Source organism: Agrococcus sp. AC640b, assembly GCF_979255995.1.
The window spans coordinates 22,513-37,123 of sequence record NZ_CEEDMM010000010.1 but is presented as its reverse complement, the minus strand read 5'-3'; the positions used below and the strand labels follow the sequence as shown (position 1 = coordinate 37,123).

Here is a 14,611-nt window from a genome sequence, read left to right as displayed (position 1 = left end):
GCCATGTCGACGACGACGATCCGCAGGCGAGGTGTCGCCGCGGACCCCCTGCGCGCAGCGCGGGCGATGCCGCGAGAGCGCAGGCGCCGCCTCGGCGTCGTGCAGCAGGTGCTCGTCGCACTCGCGATCGTCGCGGCCGTCGTCGTGCTGTGGGAGGCGTACAAGGCGCTGGGGGCCGCGACGGGCGACCGCATCCCGTTCACCGACGTCCGACTGCCGGTGTCGTCCTCCGACACCGCCATGCCGCACGTGTGGACCATCGTGTCGTCGCTCGCCGCCCCCGCATCGTCGGCGACGACCCAGACGCTGCTGGGCTACCTGCTCGGCGAGACCGGCGTCACGCTTCGCGAGGCGGCGTACGGGCTGCTGCTCGGCAGCGCGCTCGGCATCGCCCTCGCGGTGATCCTCCGCGAGATCCCCATCCTCTCCCGCGGCGTCATGCCATGGCTCGTCGTCTCGCAGACGATCCCGCTCGTCGCGCTCGCGCCCATCATCGTCATCTGGGTCGGCGGCCTCGGCCTGCCGAGCTGGATCGCCGTCACGATCATCTCGGCGTACCTGTCGTTCTTCCCCGTCACCGTCAACGTGCTCACAGGGCTGAACTCCGCCGACCCCATCCACCTCGAGCTGATGCGCTCGCTGCACGCCTCCCGGCTGCAGACGCTCGTGTGGGTGCGCATCCCCGCAGCGATCCCCTCGCTCTTCAGCGGCCTGCGGCTCGCCGCGACGGCGAGCGTCGTCGGCGCGATCGTCGGAGAGCTGTCGGCAGGCACGGGGCTCGGCATCGGTCGCGCGATCCTCAGCGCCGCCTACTTCTACTCCACCGGCCCGGAGAAGCTCTTCGCGGCCGTGCTCGTCGCATCGCTCGCGGGCGTCGTCTTCGTCCAGATCATCACCGTCGTCGAAGCACTCGTGCTGCGCAGGAGGACCCAGTGACCACCACATCCGCGACCCCGCTCGACCAGGACGCCCCCGCGACCCCGGCCATCTCGCTGCGCGGCATCTCGAAGGTCTTCGAGACCGCCTCGGGCCCCGTGCACGCCCTCGACGGCATCGACCTCGACATCGAGCCCGGCGCGTTCGTGTCGCTGCTCGGCCCGTCCGGCTGCGGCAAGAGCACCCTGCTGCGCGTCATCGGCGACCTCATCGCACCGACCGAGGGCACCGTCGAGCTGCACGGCAGCCCCGCCTCCCAGGCCAGGAAGCGCCGCGAGTACGGCATGGTGTTCCAGCAGGCGGGGCTCATGGACTGGCGCACGGTGCGTCGCAACATCGAGCTGCCATTGCAGGTGCAGGGCGCCGGCCGCGACGAGCGTCGCGAGCGAGCGCGCGAGATGCTGCGGCTCGTGAAGCTCGACGGCTTCGAGCACCACCGCCCGCGTCAGCTCTCCGGAGGCATGCAGCAGCGCGTCGCCATCGCGCGCGCCCTGTCGTTCCAGCCGAAGGTGCTGCTCATGGACGAGCCGCTCGGCGCGCTCGACGAGATGAACCGCGAGCACATGCAGCGCGAGCTGCTGCGCATCTACCAGGAGACCGGCACGACGATCGTCTTCGTCACGCACTCCGTCGCCGAGGCGGCGTTCCTGTCGACCGAGGTCGTCGTCATGTCGCCCCGCCCCGGCCGCATCGCCGAGCGCATCGCGATCGACCTGCCGCGCTACCGCAACGACGAGACGCGCCTGAGCGACGCGTACTTCCAGGCCGAGTCCAAGGTGCGGGCCGCGCTGCACGGCGTGCTCGACGAGTCCAGGAGCGCGGCATGACCGCGACGACCCAGATGCCGCTGGCCGCGGGAGCGCAGCACCGCCCGCGCCGGCAGCGCATCACCGTCGCCCAGGTGGCGCCGCCGCTCGTCGTCGGCGTGCTGGCGCTGGCCGTGTGGGAGCTCGCCGTGCGCGCACTCGACATCCAGGCCTACCTGCTGCCCGCCCCCTCCGCGATCGCCGCTGCGCTCGGCACGCACCTCGGCACGATCCTCAGCGCGACGCAGGTGACGGCGGCGGCCGTCGTCGGCGGCATGGCGCTCGGTGCGATCTCCGGCGTGCTCGCCGCCTTCGTCGTCAGCCTGCTCGAACGCCTCGCCTCGACGGTGCTCGTGCTCGTCGCCGTGCTCAGCTGCGCCCCGATCGTGGCGCTCGCCCCGATCTTCAACCAGTGGTTCGGCTCGTCGAACCTCATGTCGAAGATCGCCGTCGCCGCCATCATGGTGTTCTTCCCCGTCATGGTGAACACGACCCGCGGCCTGCTGCGCGTCGACCCGTTGCACCGCGAGCTCATGGACTCGTTGTCCGCCTCGCCCGTGCAGCTCATGCTGTGGGTCCGCATCCCCGGCGCCCTCCCCTCCCTCTTCGACGGCCTGAAGATCGGCTCGACGCTCTCGGTCATCGGCATCATCGTCTCCGAGTACTTCGGAGGCACCGCCAACGCGCTCGGCGTGCTCATCGCCAACACGGCAGCGCTCTCCCGGTTCGAGCAGACGTGGGCGGCCGTCACGGTCGCGAGCGTCCTCGGGCTCGCCCTCTACGCGTTCGTGCTCCTGCTCGAACGTCTCGCCATGCCCTGGCACCACTCCCTCTCCCGAACCTGAGGAGGTTCATCACCATGCACCCTCGACGTCGGCGCGCATCCCGCGCCATCCCCATCGTCGCCGCGGCGGCCCTCACCCTCTCCGCCTGCTCCGGCATGTCCGACGAGCAGCCGCAGACCGCACCCGTCAACGACAGCTGCGAGACCGTCGACGAGGTCACGGTCGTGCTGCAGTGGGTCGCCCAGGCGCAGTTCGCCGGGTACTACGCGGCGCAGGAGAACGGCCACTACGCCGACCTCTGCCTCGACGTCACCATCCAGGAGGGCGGCACGAACGTCGTGCCGCAGCAGGTGCTCGCCTCCGGCAACGCCCAGTTCGCCGTCAGCCACGTCGTGAAGAGCATGGTGTCTCGCGAGCAGGGCGCCGACATCGTCAACATCGGCCAGGTGTTCGAGCGCGGCGCGTACCTCCAGGTCTCGTGGGCCGACTCCGGCATCGAGGAGCTCTCGGACATCGCGGGGACCACCATGGGCTCGTGGGGTGGCGGCAACGAGCTCGTGCTCTACGGGGCGCTGCGTGCCAGCGGCGTCGACCCGGTCAGCGACGTCACGGTGCTGCAGCAGCCCTTCGACATGTCGATGCTGCTGAACGGCGAGGCCGACAGCGTGCAGGCGAAGACCTACAACGAGTTCGCGCAGCTGCTCGAGACCGTGAACCCCGACACCGGCGAGCTGTACCAGCCGGAGGACTTCTCGGTCATCGACCTGCAGGAGGAGGGCTTCTCGTCGCTCGAGGACGGCATCTACGCGCAGGAGTCGTGGCTCGCCGAGGGTGACAACGAGGACGTCGCGACCCGCTTCCTCGCCGCGAGCTACATGGGCTGGACCGACTGCCGCGACGACGGCGACGCGTGCGTGCAGATGGTGCTCGCGCAGGGCAGCGCCCTCGGCACGAGCCACCAGGCGTGGATGATGAACGAGGTCAACGCGCTCATCTGGCCGTCGACGAACGGCATCGGCCGCATGGACGAGGCCGCGTGGGGGCAGACGGTCGAGCTCGCGATCGACGGCGAGGTCCTCACCGAAGAGCCGGTCGACGGCTACCGCACCGACCTCACCGAGAGCGCCATCGCCCTCATGGAGGACGCTGGCTACGACGTCGACGGCGCCGACTGGGAGCGCGCCGACGTCGAGCTCGTCGAGGGCGGTCGATAGCGATGACGACGACCACGACGTCCGCGATCCGCATCGCCTGCGCGCAGACGGATCCGGTGCTCGGCGACGTCGAGGCCTCGACGGCCGCGACCGTCGACGCCATCCGAGCCGCAGCCGACGTGGGCGCGGACGTCGTGGTGCTCCCCGAATGCGCCTCGGCGGGCTGGGCGTTCGCCGACGAGGACGAGGCGCGCGCCACGGCGCAGGGCCTCGACGGCGAGACCATCCGCGCCTGGCACTCCGAGGCGCGCAGCCACGACCTGTGGGTGTGCGGCGGCTTCAGCGAGCTCGGCGCCGACGGCCGCATCTACAACTCCGCAGCCCTCGTCTCCCCGGGCGGCGTCGCCTCCGTGTACCGCAAGGTGCACCTGTGGAACGCGGAGCACGACGCCTTCACCCCCGGAGACGGCGGCTTCCCCGTCGTCGACACCCCGTTCGGCCGCGTCGGCATGCTCATCTGCTACGACGCATGGTTCCCCGAGAGCTTCCGCTCGCTCGCGCTGCAGGGTGCCGACCTCGTGCTCGCCCCCAGCGACTGGGTGCCGAACCCGCACCAGCCGACCGATCAGCCGCCGTTGGCGCACATCGTCACGATGTCGGCAGCGCACTCGAACCAGCTCGTCGTCGCCGCCGCGAGTCGCGTCGGCGTCGAGAGAGGGACGCGCTTCATCGGCGCGAGCATCATCGTCGGCCACGACGGCTGGCTCGTGACGAGACCGGGCACCGACGCCGAGGACGTCATCTGGGCCGACGTCGACCCGATCGGCTCGCGCGAGGCGCGCCGCACCGACCCCTTCAACCGTCCTCTCGGCGATCGTCGCCCCGAGGCATACACCCACGAGACTTCGATGGAGGAGCACACGTGAGCATCGTCGTGAGGAAGATCGTCAGGCATCGCGAGGAGACGCTGCGCGAGAACGGCAGGGACGTGCCGCGCGCGCACGTCGTCGCCTGGGTCGCCGCCGTGATCGAGAACCCGTACGGCACGGGCGGCTACGTGCAGGATCTCGTCACGATCGCCGACGAGATCGGCCAGGAGATCGGTGCGCTGCTGGGACCCGCGACCGTCGCGCTCCTCGACGCCGAGGTCGAGGCGTTCGGCAAGGCTGCGCTCGTGGGCATCGGCGGCGAGGTCGAGCACGGCTCCGCGCTCATCCACAACCTCCGGTTCGGCAACGAGTTCCGCGACGCGGCAGGCGGCACCGAGCTGCTGCCCGCCGCCGAGAAGGTGGGCGTGACCGGCGCGTCGATCGACGTGCCCCTCAAGCACATCCTGGACGCGAAGACGCGCTCCCACCATCAGACGGTCACCCTCACGATCGCCGACGCGCCCCGACCGGACGAGATCGTCGTCGCGTGCCTCGCAGCGAGCGCCGGCCGTCCGCTGGCCCGGCTCGCGACGTTCGGCGCGGAGGTGACGCCGTGACCGGCGTGCTCGCCGAGCCCGTCGCTCGGCCCTGGACGCCGGAGCGGATCCTCGCCTCCGATCAGCGCCACGTCATCCGCAGCTGGTCGCAGCAGGGCAAGCCTGCGCAGGCCGTCGTCACGCACGGCGAGGGATCGTGGTTCTTCACCGGCGATGGCCGCCGCATCCTCGACTTCCAGTCGCAGCTCGTGAACCTCAACCTCGGCCACCAGCACCCCAGGCTCGTGGAGGCGATCCAGCAGGCGGTCGCCGAGATGGCGTACATCGGGCCCGGGTTCGCGGCCCGTTCGCGCTCGGAGCTCGGGGAGATGCTCGCGAGCATCGCACCCGGTGATCTGTCGATGTCGTTCTTCACCACGGGAGGCGCCGAGGCGAACGAGAACGCAATCCGCCTCGCCCAGCACATGACCGGCAGGCAGAAGATCATGGCGCGGTACCGCTCGTACCACGGTGCGACCCTGGGCGCCCTCGCCGCGACGGGCGACCCGCGCCACCACGCCGGCGGCCACACGGTGCCCGGCATCGTGCGGTTCCAGGATCCCGACACCTACCGCACCCCCACCGGCCGTCCCGCCGACGAATGCCCCGTGTGCCTCGGCGCCCCGCACGTCGAGGACATCCTGCAGTACGAGGACCCGTCGACGGTCGCCGCGATCATCGTCGAGACGATCACCGGCACGAACGGGCTGCTCGTGCCGCCCGACGGCTACCTGCGCTCGCTGCGCGAGGTGTGCGACCGCTACGGCATCATGCTCATCGCCGACGAGGTCATGGCGGGGCTCGGCCGTACCGGCGAGTGGTTCGCGGTCGACCACTGGGACGTCGTGCCCGACATCATCACGAGCGCGAAGGGCTTGAACTCCGGCTACGTGCCGCTCGGCGCGATGATCGTCGGCGACCGCTCCCGCGAGTGGCTCGAGGCGAACAAGTTCTGGGGCGGCCAGACGTATGCGGGGCATCCGCTCGCGTGCGCCTCGGGCGTCGCATCGCTGCGCATCATGGAGGAGGAGGGCATCCTCGACAACGTGCGCGAGCGCGGCGCGCAGCTCGAGCGAGCCCTGCTGGCGATGCAGGCGCGCTACCCGATCATCGGCGACGTGCGTGGCAAGGGGCTCTTCTACGGCATCGAGCTCGTCCGCGACCGCGCGACGAAGGAGCCGCTCGTGCCGTTCAACGCCGCGGGCGCGGCGGCCGCTCCCATGCAGGCCATCGTCGCCGACGGTTGGGCGAAGGGCATCTACCTCTCCGCGAACAATGCGGTGCTGCGGCTCACCCCGCCGCTGATCATCTCGGAGGAGGAGCTCGACCTCGGCATCGCGATGCTCGACGAGATCCTCGCGACGGCTGACGCGAGGCTGCAGCGAGGAGACGTCTGATGCGGGCGGCAGCCATCCAGATCGGCGTGGGGCGCTCCGTCGCCGACACCATCGTCGACGCGCGTGCGCTCGTCGACGAGGCGGCAGCCGACGGCGCGACGTTCGTCGTCCTGCCGGAGCTCTACGCCGTGCCGTTCGTGCAGCCCGAGCCGGATCCCGAGTACTTCGCGCTCGCCGAGCCGCTCGACGGGCCGTCGAACGCCATGGCACGTGAGGCATCGGAACGCCACGGCATCACCGTGGTCTCCTCGGTGTTCGAGGCGTCGTCGGTGCCGGGGGTCTATCACAACACGTCCTGCACCTACTCGGCGGGCGCGCTCGTGCAGATCTACCGCAAGTCGCACCTGCCGTTCTCGAACGGCTTCCCCGAGAAGTACTACTTCCGACCCGGTGGCGAGGCGCCGTCCGCCGTCGACACCGTCGCCGGCCGTGTGGGCACCGTCATCTGCTACGAGCGGCACTTCCCCGAGCTCGCACGCGCCGTCGCGCTCGACGGCGGCATCGCGCTCGCCCTGCCGGTCGCATGCGCGAGCGCCCCGATGCGGGACGTGTTCCAGATCGAGCTGCGCGCGCTCGCGATCGCGAACGGCATGGGCGTCGTGTGCGCGAACCGCTCGGGACTCGAGGTGGAGAAGGACTACTTCGGCACGAGCGCCGTGTACGGCCCCAGCGGCGAGGTGCTCGCGCAGGTCGACGACGGCCCAGGCATCGCGGTCGCCGACCTCGACCCGACGGCGATCGCGGCGACGCGACGCACGCGCCCGTTCCTCCGCGACCGCCGCCCCGACCTGTACGGCACGCTCGTCTGACGGCGCGAGCGCCGACGAGCTGCAGCACCGCCCATCCGCGTCGCGCGGGTGGGCGGTCCTGCGTTCGCACGGATGCCGTGTCAGGCGCGCGGCCAGGCGTCGACGAGGCGGCCGAGCAGCGCAGCGAGCTGCTCGCGCTCAGCGGGCTCGAGCGTCGCGAGCGCCTCGGCGACGGGCGCCGCTCGCCGCTCGCGGTGCGCATCCGCATGCGCGCGACCCTTCGCGGTGACGGCGATGCGCGAGCGACGCGCATCGGCCGGATCCGGCTCCCGACGCACGAGCGCCTCGTGCTGCAGCATCTGGACGACGCGCGATGCGCGGGGCTGGTCGATGCCGATCGCGGCACCCAGCTCGGTGATCGACAGGGGCTCGTCGGCGGCTGCCAGCACCGCGAGCGCACGGTGCACGGCCATCATGCGCGCACGGCCGCCCGGGCCGCGAGGGCCACGGGGGTGCTCGTCGGCGGCGCCGTGGTCGTGGTCGAGGCGCCTCGGGCCGTGATCGCCGCCGCTCGTCGGGCGGGCGTGCGGGCCTCGCGGCGGCCACCCCCGCCCGAACGGGGCTGCTGGACCTCCGGGGGCGCCTGGACCTGGAGGACCGCCGGCCGGGCCTGGGATGCCGCGCCCTCTGCGCAGGATCGCGAGCGCATCCAGTGCGTTCGCGACGGCTGCGGCGGCGTCGTCGGAGCTCGGGTCTTGACGTGACGGGCACATGCATGTCATCCTACATGTGCATGCTTGATGACATGCACTTGCGATGCGACAGGGCAGGGTCCCGCGGCCAGCAGCCGCCCGATCCCGGCGCCACCGGGCGCCCGGCATCGCCCCATCCACGAAGGAGCCACCATGAGCACCCACGACATCCACCCAGAGACCACGCCCGAGCCGCGCGACGAGCGCCGCTGCGGGCACCCGCACCACGACGCCCACGGCGAGCACGGTCATCGCGACGCCAGCGAGCACCGCGACCGCAGGCACGGGATGCGCGACGAGCGCGCGCCGTTCGGCAGGGGCATGCACCCCCGCCGGGCGTTCAGCCACCCCATGGGGCACGGCGAGCGCGGCTTCGGCCACGGCCCGTTCGGCCCCGGATCGGGCCCCGGTCGGCCCGACGCGGCGGACGATCGCTCGTCCCGCGGCGAGCGCGGCAGCGGCCACGCGAGGCAGCGGCGGCTCGACCGCCGCATCCTGCGCACCGCCCGCATCGTCGCCGTCGCCGAGCACCGCGCCGGCCGCGAGGCCGTCGAGCGCACGATGGCGGCGAGCGTGAGCCACGCCGACCACGAGGCGACGATGCGCACCCTGCGCTCGATCGCGCGCGCCGTGCGGGCCGAGCACCTGCCCGGCCGCCGGCACGGCGGCGAGCAGCACGGCGGCGAGCAGCCGCAGCGCTGACCGCAGCATCCACGACGAGGGGCCGCACCATCCGGTGCGGCCCCTCGTCGCGTGCGTGGGCGGTGCGATGTGCACGGCTGCGGCACGGCACGGTCGCATGCGTCGCTGGCGGCGCGCACCGCGGCACATGGCGCCACGGGGCAGACTGCTGTCGTGCACGACGCCGCCCCGATCACGAGCATCGAGCTGCTGCTCGACGCGGATGCGGAGGCCGCCGTGCGCGCCGAGTGGGATGCGCTCGCCGCCGCCGGCCTCTCGAGCATGGCGCCGCATGCATCGCCGTCCAACCGGCCGCACGTCACGCTGCTCGCGCGCCGCGGCGCCGTGCCGCATCCCCTCGCGCTGCCGGCGGACGCAGTGCCGCTGCCGCTCGTGCTCGGCGCGCCTGTGCTGCTGGGCACCGGTGAGCGCCGCGTGCTCGCGCGGTCGGTCGTGCCGTCGGCGGCCTTGCTGGCGTTGCACGCGGCCGTGCGGCATGCCGCAGGGCACGACGGCGACGACGTCGAGCACATGGCGCCGGGCGCGTGGACGCCGCACGTGACCCTCGCGCGCCGCCTGCGCCTCGCCGACCTCACGCGAGCGCTGCCGCTCGTCGGCGACGAGCTCGCGGTGCAGGCCGTCGCCATCCGCCGGTGGGATGCCGCGACCCGCACGGTCACGGCCCTGCGGCCCTGACGCCGGTCGCGCTCCCGGACCCTACACGCCGCGCCAGAGGCGCTGCTCCACGGCCGAGAGCCTCGCCCGATCCGGCCCGTCGAGCGCGTCGTGGGCACGAGCCGCAGCGTCGCGGGCGGTCGCAACCAGCAGGTCCGCGTGCTCGGGCGAGCACGCCGCGAGCGAGGCGAGGCACTTCTGCAGCCGCGCGTGCACCTCGAACACGGCCGCGCCGTCGCGTGCGATCGGACGCACGGCATCGTCGAGCAGGTCCTCGATGTCCGGGGGCGCGATGGACGTCGCCGGATACCGCACCTCGTCGTCGACCTCGGCGACGAACGCGCGCTCGAAGATGCGCTGCAGCGCTGCGAGGACGTCGATGGCGGTGCCGGGATCGTTCGTCGCTGGAGAGAGCGCTCGGCTGCCGATCTCCGCCAGCGCGATCACGCCGAGGCGTGGATCCTGACCGTAGGTGCGGTGGCGGTCGAGCTGGAAGGCGCGTTCGACGACGCGGCTCGCATCGTCGTCGATCGGACGGGACACCCGCACGAGCGGCACCCGCCGGTCGGCGAGGCGACCCGGGCGCGCGACGATGAGGATCTCGACGCCGGCGTCGGTCGCGATCGCATCGAGGGCTCCGACGTCGACGTGCGCGACGTACCCGCTCTCGTCGGCGAAGACGGCGTGCCAGTCGTCATGCGCGCTCGTCGCTCGCCGCGCGCCGAGCGTCGGAGCGACCGCATACGCCTCCAGCGCGTCGCCGGCAGCGCGCTCGACCCGATCGATGACGTCCGCCATGCGGCCGAAGGTCGCGAGATGCGATACCCAGCGCAGCAACGTCACGACGATGACCGCGATCACCACGAGCGTGCCGACGAACAGGATCGTCCGCCCCTCCTCGTCGTAGTAGCCCGTCGAGAGGGCGATGATCCCGACCATCGCGAAGACGAAGGCACCGACGAACGTCGACAGCGCATTCTGGGAGGTGCGGTCGGCGACGAGCAGTTGCGTCGCTCGCGGCGTCGCGTTCGTCGTCGCGGATGCGTACGCGCTCACCATGGCGGTCACGGAGAAGGTGGTGGCCGTCAGCATCGCGGTGGCGATGATCTGCAGCAGCGAGCCCACGGAGTTCTGGCCCAGCTCGATGGAGAGCCGGAACGGCATCGCAGCACCAACAGCTCCCGCGAGCAGCGCGAATGCGATCGCGATGCCGGTGAAGATCGTCGCCCTGAACCAGATCTTCCTCGACAGGGTCGCGACCGCCCGCGCGATCGTCCCTCGGTCGTTGGCCTGCACTCCACGATGCTAGAGGCACGCCCCGTGTCGCTCGATCCGTGCATGCCGCGCGGCACCGCGGACGCATCGCGCGAGGCGCCCAGCGTCGAGCGTCGACGGGATCTGCGCCTCGCCCGCGAGCAGCGACCGATCGACGCGGGACGAGCGCAGCAGCGCGGTCCGCGCCGCCTCAGTGCTCCGCGATGGGAGCCGGGGGCACGGGCGTGAGGTGGAACGACGCCGACGACCTGCTCGCCGTGGGGCCCCGCTGGCCCTGGTAGCGGTTCTTGTTGTCGCCCGTGCCGTAGGGGTGCTCCGACGGGCTCGTGAGCTGGAAGTAGCAGATCTGCCCGATCTTCATGCCCGGCCACAGCTTCACCGGCAGCGTCGACACGTTCGCGAGCTCCAGCGTGACGTGGCCGGAGAAGCCGGGGTCGATGAATCCGGCCGTCGAGTGCGTGAGCAGGCCGAGGCGACCGAGCGACGACTTGCCCTCGAGCCTGGCCGCGACGTCGGCGGGCAGCGAGACGCGCTCGTACGTCGCGCCCAGCACGAACTCGCCGGGATGCAGGATGAACGCCTCGCCGTCGGGGGTGTCGACGAGCCGCGTGAGCTCCGGCTGGTCGATCGACGGGTCGATGAACGGGTACCGGTGGTTGTCGAAAAGGAGGAACTGCCGATCGAGGCGCACGTCGACGCTCGACGGCTGCACCATCGACAGGTCGAGCGGGTCGAGACCGAGGTCGCCGGAGTCCAGACGGGCACGGATGTCGCGGTCGCTGAGCAGCACGCCCCGAGCCTACGGGCGTCGACGTGCCGTCCGCAGCGCGTGGGGCACGGCATCGACGCGACGTGCGCGGGATTGACGGGATGCGCCAGAGGCCGGACGCTGGAGGCGGAGGTCGCCATGCCCGCACTCGGAGGACCCGCACCCAGGAGTCCCGCGCTCGAGCTGCTCGTCGAGCAGGTCGCCCGCGTCGTGGCTCGCGCACGCGCGCAGCAGGGCGACGACGTGGTGCGCGACCGCGTCGCCTCGACCATCACGCCCCACGACGCCGAGGTCGCCGCCCGCGTGCTGCGCACCCTCGGCCGCGAGCTGGGCGACGCACCCGTCGACCTCGGCGCGCTCGACGCGCGCCTGCGCGCGATCGCCAACGCGAGCGGTGAGCCAGACGCGGCTGCGGCAGACGAGGATGCCGCGACGCCGTCGGATGCGCCGGGCGCACCGGGCAGGCGTCCCCCGCCGCCGACGGGCCTGCGCTCGGCAATGCACCGCCGGCGTCGCTGACGCCAGCTGGCCCGGGCACGCCGACGCGACGCGCCCGCGTCACGGTGCCCCACGCGTCGCGGCTCCGCCTCCACCCGCTCCCTGAGGTGCGGGCACGCAGACCCGCCTCGGTCAGCGCTTCGCGGTCCAGACGCCGCGCGCGATCGAGAACACGCCGTACGCGCCGATGCCGAGCGCGACGACCAGCAGCACGACGGGGCCGAACGGCAGCTCCTGCAGCGACTTCAGCGCATCGTCGAGACCGCCTGCCTGCGACGCGTCGTGCGTGACGGCGGCGGCGACGAACAGCACGCCGACGACGCCGATCGCGACGCCCTTCGCGACGTAGCCGAGGACCCCGAGCACCGTGGCGGCATGCCTCGCGGAGGGCGGCGGCGCGATGTGCTTCTGGAACGACTGCCGCACGCCCTGCACGACGAAGGCGATGCCGACCACGACGATGCCGACGCCGACGACGCCGACGAGCACCTGACCGAACGGCTGCGCCATGAGCGCACCCGTCGTCGACTGCGCCTGCTCGTCACCGCCGCCACCGCCACCCCCGACCGCCGTCGTGATGCCCGTCGCCGCCACGGCGCCGTACGCGACGGCCTTGCCGACGCCCTTCGCGAGCGCCTTCGCCCCCTCGCTCGCGCGCTGCGCGACGCCTTCGAGGATCGCGAAGACCGCGAGCGCGAGCATCGCGACCGCGACGGCCCACAGCGCCGCGACGCCGAGCGGCGTCGACGCGATCGCCTGCATCGCGCCGCCCTGGTCTGCGGATCCGCCGGCGCCGAGCGCGACGGCTGCGGCGAGGCCGGCGATCGCGAGGTGCACGATGCCGTTCGCGACGTGTCCTGCACGGGCGAGCGAGCGCATGGTGCGGCTCCGCTCGAGGCGGGAGGCGTGGTGCTCGGCGTCGCCTGCTGCCTGCTTCGCGGCGCCTGCCGCCTGTCGGACGTCTCGTCGATCGGGCATCCAGCGACGGTACCGACTGCGGCCGATGCCGCAGGAGGGGTCGACAGCGGGTCGCGTCCGTGCGAGCAGCAGATCGCCACGCGACGGCCAGCGCGGATGCAGCGCTCCCCCAGCCTGGCGCGCGTACCGTGTGAGGCGTCCACGTCCCTCAGAGAGGCTCTCCCATGCCCGCACGCCGCGTCCCGCTGCTCGCCACCATCGCCCTCGCGGCGGCCGTCACGCTCACCGGCTGCATCTCGGGACCGCCAGCGCCGCAGGCCCCCGAGACCACGGCGCCCGAGACCACGGCGCCCGAGACGAGCGACGCTCCCTCGGAGTCCGAGGAGGCGGAGGAGACCGAGGCGGCCGCCCCGTCGGGCGACGTCGCAGCCCCCGGCACCGAGCTCGCCTTCGGCGAGAGCGCCACGGTCGAGCTGCTCAACCTCGACGACGAGGCGCAGCTCGTGTCGATCACGGTCACGGGCACGCGCCCGGGCTCGGTGGCCGACTTCGAGGCCGCGGGCCTCGACCAGGACTTCATCGACCAGCTCGTCGGCTACGAGCCGCTCTACGTCGACATCGAGATGACGAAGCTCGAGCCCTACACGGCCGAGCTCGCGTACGAGTCGATCTACACCGACTTCGGCGGCATCGACGGCACCGACAACGCGCTGCAGGACATCTCGATCTTCGGCGAGTTCGCGCCGTGCGACTCGAGCTCGATCGAGCCCGAGACCGACACGGGCGCCGTGCACACGACGTGCATCATCGTCGCCACCCGCGAGGGCCAGGAGTTCGGCGGCGTCACGTACGGCCCGTACGACACCGCGTACGACGACTACGACGGCGAGCCGCTCGTCTGGCGCCCCTGACGCCACGATCCGGCGCGTCGCGACGCAGGAGAGGGGCCGCCCGGCATCGCCGGGCGGCCCCTCTCGTCGTGCAGCGCGAACGCCTCGCGTCAGCGCGTCTGGCCCGTGTGCTGACCCTCGGAGATCTCCTCGACGGTCTTCGCGTTGAACGCGTCGAGGTCGTCGGGCGTGCGGCTCGACGTGAGGCCCTGGTCGACGACGACCTCCTCGTCGACCCACGTCGCGCCAGCGTTGACGAGGTCGGTCTTGAGGCTCGGGTAGCTCGTGAGGGTGCGGCCGCGCACGGCGTCGGCGTCGGTGAGGATCCATGCGCCGTGGCAGATGACCGACACGGGCTTGTGCTGGTCGAAGAACGCGCCGGCGAAGGCGACGGCTGCGTCGTCCATGCGCAGGTGGTCGGCGTTGACGACGCCGCCTGGCAGCACGAGCGCGTCGAAGTCGTCTGCGCTCGCGGAGCCGACCGCGAGGTCGACGGCCTGCGTGTGACCGTTCTTGCCCTCGACCGAGCCGTCCTTCGGGCTGACGAGGGTCGCGGTCGCGCCTTCACCCGTCACGGCCTCCCAGGGGCTCGTGAGCTCCGAGTCCTCGAATCCGTCGGTGAGCAGGAACGCGACCTTCTTGCCGTCGAGCTGCGCCATGGTGTGCCTCCTGGTGGATCGGTGGATGCGGTGCCTCCACGGTAGGAAGCGTGCGGTCGCGCTCGCGCGGCCTTGACAGGGTTCGCGCTCGGCGAAGCCGCTGCCGCCGCGACCCGACGTCGAGTCGGGCGTCGGGTCGCGGCTGGCGACGCGTGGACGGGGTGCGCTAGCATTCCTGAACGAACGGTCAGGAATTCGCGAG

The 14,611-nt window shown here is 72.3% G+C and carries 17 protein-coding genes; 12 read left to right on the top strand and 5 right to left on the bottom strand.

Annotation, left to right across the window (positions count from 1 at the left end; translation table 11 throughout):
• Nucleotides 1-3: 3 nt before the first annotated feature.
• The 8 genes from ACZ6H8_RS05840 to ACZ6H8_RS05805 are packed head-to-tail and all read left to right on the top strand — an operon-like array spanning nt 4 to nt 7,352.
• Nucleotides 4-936: an ABC transporter permease gene (locus ACZ6H8_RS05840; RefSeq protein ID WP_464145408.1), complete on the top strand. Its 933-nt coding sequence runs from the start codon at nt 4-6 to the stop codon at nt 934-936.
• Nucleotides 933-1,763, top strand: coding sequence for an ABC transporter ATP-binding protein (locus ACZ6H8_RS05835; protein WP_464145407.1), 831 nt, complete (start codon nt 933-935; stop codon nt 1,761-1,763). The genes ACZ6H8_RS05840 and ACZ6H8_RS05835 overlap by 4 nt, the downstream gene beginning before the upstream one ends.
• A complete protein-coding gene (locus ACZ6H8_RS05830; protein ID WP_464145405.1) occupies nt 1,760-2,587 on the top strand; it encodes an ABC transporter permease in 828 nt (275 codons plus the stop codon). Before ACZ6H8_RS05835 ends, ACZ6H8_RS05830 begins: the two co-directional genes overlap by 4 nt.
• A 14-nt stretch (nt 2,588-2,601) precedes the next feature.
• Nucleotides 2,602-3,741: an ABC transporter substrate-binding protein gene (locus tag ACZ6H8_RS05825; protein ID WP_464145402.1), complete on the top strand. Its 1,140-nt coding sequence runs from the start codon at nt 2,602-2,604 to the stop codon at nt 3,739-3,741.
• Nucleotides 3,742-3,743: 2 nt separating this feature from the next.
• Nucleotides 3,744-4,607: a nitrilase-related carbon-nitrogen hydrolase gene (locus ACZ6H8_RS05820; RefSeq protein ID WP_464145400.1), complete on the top strand. Its 864-nt coding sequence runs from the start codon at nt 3,744-3,746 to the stop codon at nt 4,605-4,607.
• Nucleotides 4,604-5,167, top strand: a complete 564-nt coding sequence (locus ACZ6H8_RS05815; RefSeq protein WP_464145398.1) for an amino acid synthesis family protein — start codon at nt 4,604-4,606, stop codon at nt 5,165-5,167. Before ACZ6H8_RS05820 ends, ACZ6H8_RS05815 begins: the two co-directional genes overlap by 4 nt.
• Nucleotides 5,164-6,543 (top strand): aminotransferase class III-fold pyridoxal phosphate-dependent enzyme, encoded by a 1,380-nt coding sequence (locus ACZ6H8_RS05810; protein ID WP_464145396.1) that lies wholly within the window; start codon nt 5,164-5,166, stop codon nt 6,541-6,543. The genes ACZ6H8_RS05815 and ACZ6H8_RS05810 overlap by 4 nt, the downstream gene beginning before the upstream one ends.
• Entirely contained in the window at nt 6,543-7,352 is an 810-nt protein-coding gene (locus tag ACZ6H8_RS05805; RefSeq protein ID WP_464145394.1) for a carbon-nitrogen hydrolase family protein, read from the top strand. Before ACZ6H8_RS05810 ends, ACZ6H8_RS05805 begins: the two co-directional genes overlap by 1 nt.
• 80 nt (nt 7,353-7,432) lie before the next feature.
• On the opposite strand, the gene ACZ6H8_RS05800 is transcribed toward ACZ6H8_RS05805, so the two are convergent.
• Nucleotides 7,433-7,768, bottom strand: coding sequence for a MarR family winged helix-turn-helix transcriptional regulator (locus ACZ6H8_RS05800; RefSeq protein ID WP_464145392.1), 336 nt, complete (start codon nt 7,766-7,768; stop codon nt 7,433-7,435).
• Nucleotides 7,769-8,197: 429 nt separating this feature from the next.
• On the opposite strand from ACZ6H8_RS05800, the gene ACZ6H8_RS05795 reads away from it, so the two are divergent.
• Together ACZ6H8_RS05795 and ACZ6H8_RS05790 are read left to right on the top strand one after the other, a co-directional pair.
• Nucleotides 8,198-8,746, top strand: a complete 549-nt coding sequence (locus tag ACZ6H8_RS05795; protein WP_464145390.1) for a hypothetical protein — start codon at nt 8,198-8,200, stop codon at nt 8,744-8,746.
• A 153-nt stretch (nt 8,747-8,899) separates the two neighbouring features.
• Nucleotides 8,900-9,421 carry a 2'-5' RNA ligase family protein gene (locus tag ACZ6H8_RS05790; protein ID WP_464145389.1) on the top strand — a complete coding sequence of 174 codons (522 nt, stop codon included), beginning with the start codon at nt 8,900-8,902 and terminating at the stop codon, nt 9,419-9,421.
• A gap of 21 nt (nt 9,422-9,442) precedes the next feature.
• Here the strand turns inward: ACZ6H8_RS05790 and ACZ6H8_RS05785 are convergent, their stop codons facing one another.
• Both ACZ6H8_RS05785 and dcd read right to left on the bottom strand, forming a co-directional pair.
• A complete protein-coding gene (locus ACZ6H8_RS05785; protein ID WP_464145387.1) occupies nt 9,443-10,696 on the bottom strand; it encodes a DUF2254 domain-containing protein in 1,254 nt (417 codons plus the stop codon).
• A 169-nt stretch (nt 10,697-10,865) separates the two neighbouring features.
• Nucleotides 10,866-11,465 (bottom strand): dCTP deaminase, encoded by a 600-nt coding sequence (gene dcd, locus ACZ6H8_RS05780; RefSeq protein WP_464145385.1) that lies wholly within the window; start codon nt 11,463-11,465, stop codon nt 10,866-10,868.
• A gap of 117 nt (nt 11,466-11,582) precedes the next feature.
• On the opposite strand from dcd, the gene ACZ6H8_RS05775 reads away from it, so the two are divergent.
• A complete protein-coding gene (locus ACZ6H8_RS05775) occupies nt 11,583-11,963 on the top strand; it encodes a hypothetical protein (RefSeq protein ID WP_464145383.1) in 381 nt (126 codons plus the stop codon).
• 111 nt (nt 11,964-12,074) lie between these two features.
• On the opposite strand, the gene ACZ6H8_RS05770 is transcribed toward ACZ6H8_RS05775, so the two are convergent.
• Nucleotides 12,075-12,920, bottom strand: a complete 846-nt coding sequence (locus ACZ6H8_RS05770; RefSeq protein ID WP_464145381.1) for a DUF1206 domain-containing protein — start codon at nt 12,918-12,920, stop codon at nt 12,075-12,077.
• A 164-nt stretch (nt 12,921-13,084) separates the two neighbouring features.
• Here ACZ6H8_RS05770 and ACZ6H8_RS05765 point away from each other — a divergent pair, with 164 nt between their 5' ends.
• Nucleotides 13,085-13,771, top strand: coding sequence for a hypothetical protein (locus ACZ6H8_RS05765; protein WP_464145379.1), 687 nt, complete (start codon nt 13,085-13,087; stop codon nt 13,769-13,771).
• Between the two features lie 89 nt (nt 13,772-13,860).
• On the opposite strand, the gene ACZ6H8_RS05760 is transcribed toward ACZ6H8_RS05765, so the two are convergent.
• On the bottom strand, nt 13,861-14,409 hold the full coding sequence (locus ACZ6H8_RS05760; protein ID WP_464145377.1) for a type 1 glutamine amidotransferase domain-containing protein: 549 nt from the start codon (nt 14,407-14,409) through the stop codon (nt 13,861-13,863).
• Nucleotides 14,410-14,611: the final 202 nt, after the last annotated feature.

What these genes read in the sequence shown, in the direction of transcription:
- ACZ6H8_RS05805 (WP_464145394.1), top strand. Translation starts at nt 6,543, where the DNA reads ATGCGGGCGGCAGCCATCCAGATCGGCGTGGGGCGCTCCGTCGCCGAC.
- ACZ6H8_RS05770 (WP_464145381.1), bottom strand. Translation starts at nt 12,920, where the DNA reads ATGCCCGATCGACGAGACGTCCGACAGGCGGCAGGCGCCGCGAAGCAG.
- ACZ6H8_RS05820 (WP_464145400.1), top strand. Translation starts at nt 3,744, where the DNA reads ATGACGACGACCACGACGTCCGCGATCCGCATCGCCTGCGCGCAGACG.
- ACZ6H8_RS05840 (WP_464145408.1), top strand. Translation starts at nt 4, where the DNA reads ATGTCGACGACGACGATCCGCAGGCGAGGTGTCGCCGCGGACCCCCTG.
- ACZ6H8_RS05765 (WP_464145379.1), top strand. Translation starts at nt 13,085, where the DNA reads ATGCCCGCACGCCGCGTCCCGCTGCTCGCCACCATCGCCCTCGCGGCG.
- ACZ6H8_RS05775 (WP_464145383.1), top strand. Translation starts at nt 11,583, where the DNA reads ATGCCCGCACTCGGAGGACCCGCACCCAGGAGTCCCGCGCTCGAGCTG.
- ACZ6H8_RS05800 (WP_464145392.1), bottom strand. Translation starts at nt 7,768, where the DNA reads ATGATGGCCGTGCACCGTGCGCTCGCGGTGCTGGCAGCCGCCGACGAG.
- ACZ6H8_RS05830 (WP_464145405.1), top strand. Translation starts at nt 1,760, where the DNA reads ATGACCGCGACGACCCAGATGCCGCTGGCCGCGGGAGCGCAGCACCGC.
- ACZ6H8_RS05795 (WP_464145390.1), top strand. Translation starts at nt 8,198, where the DNA reads ATGAGCACCCACGACATCCACCCAGAGACCACGCCCGAGCCGCGCGAC.
- ACZ6H8_RS05760 (WP_464145377.1), bottom strand. Translation starts at nt 14,409, where the DNA reads ATGGCGCAGCTCGACGGCAAGAAGGTCGCGTTCCTGCTCACCGACGGA.
- ACZ6H8_RS05825 (WP_464145402.1), top strand. Translation starts at nt 2,602, where the DNA reads ATGCACCCTCGACGTCGGCGCGCATCCCGCGCCATCCCCATCGTCGCC.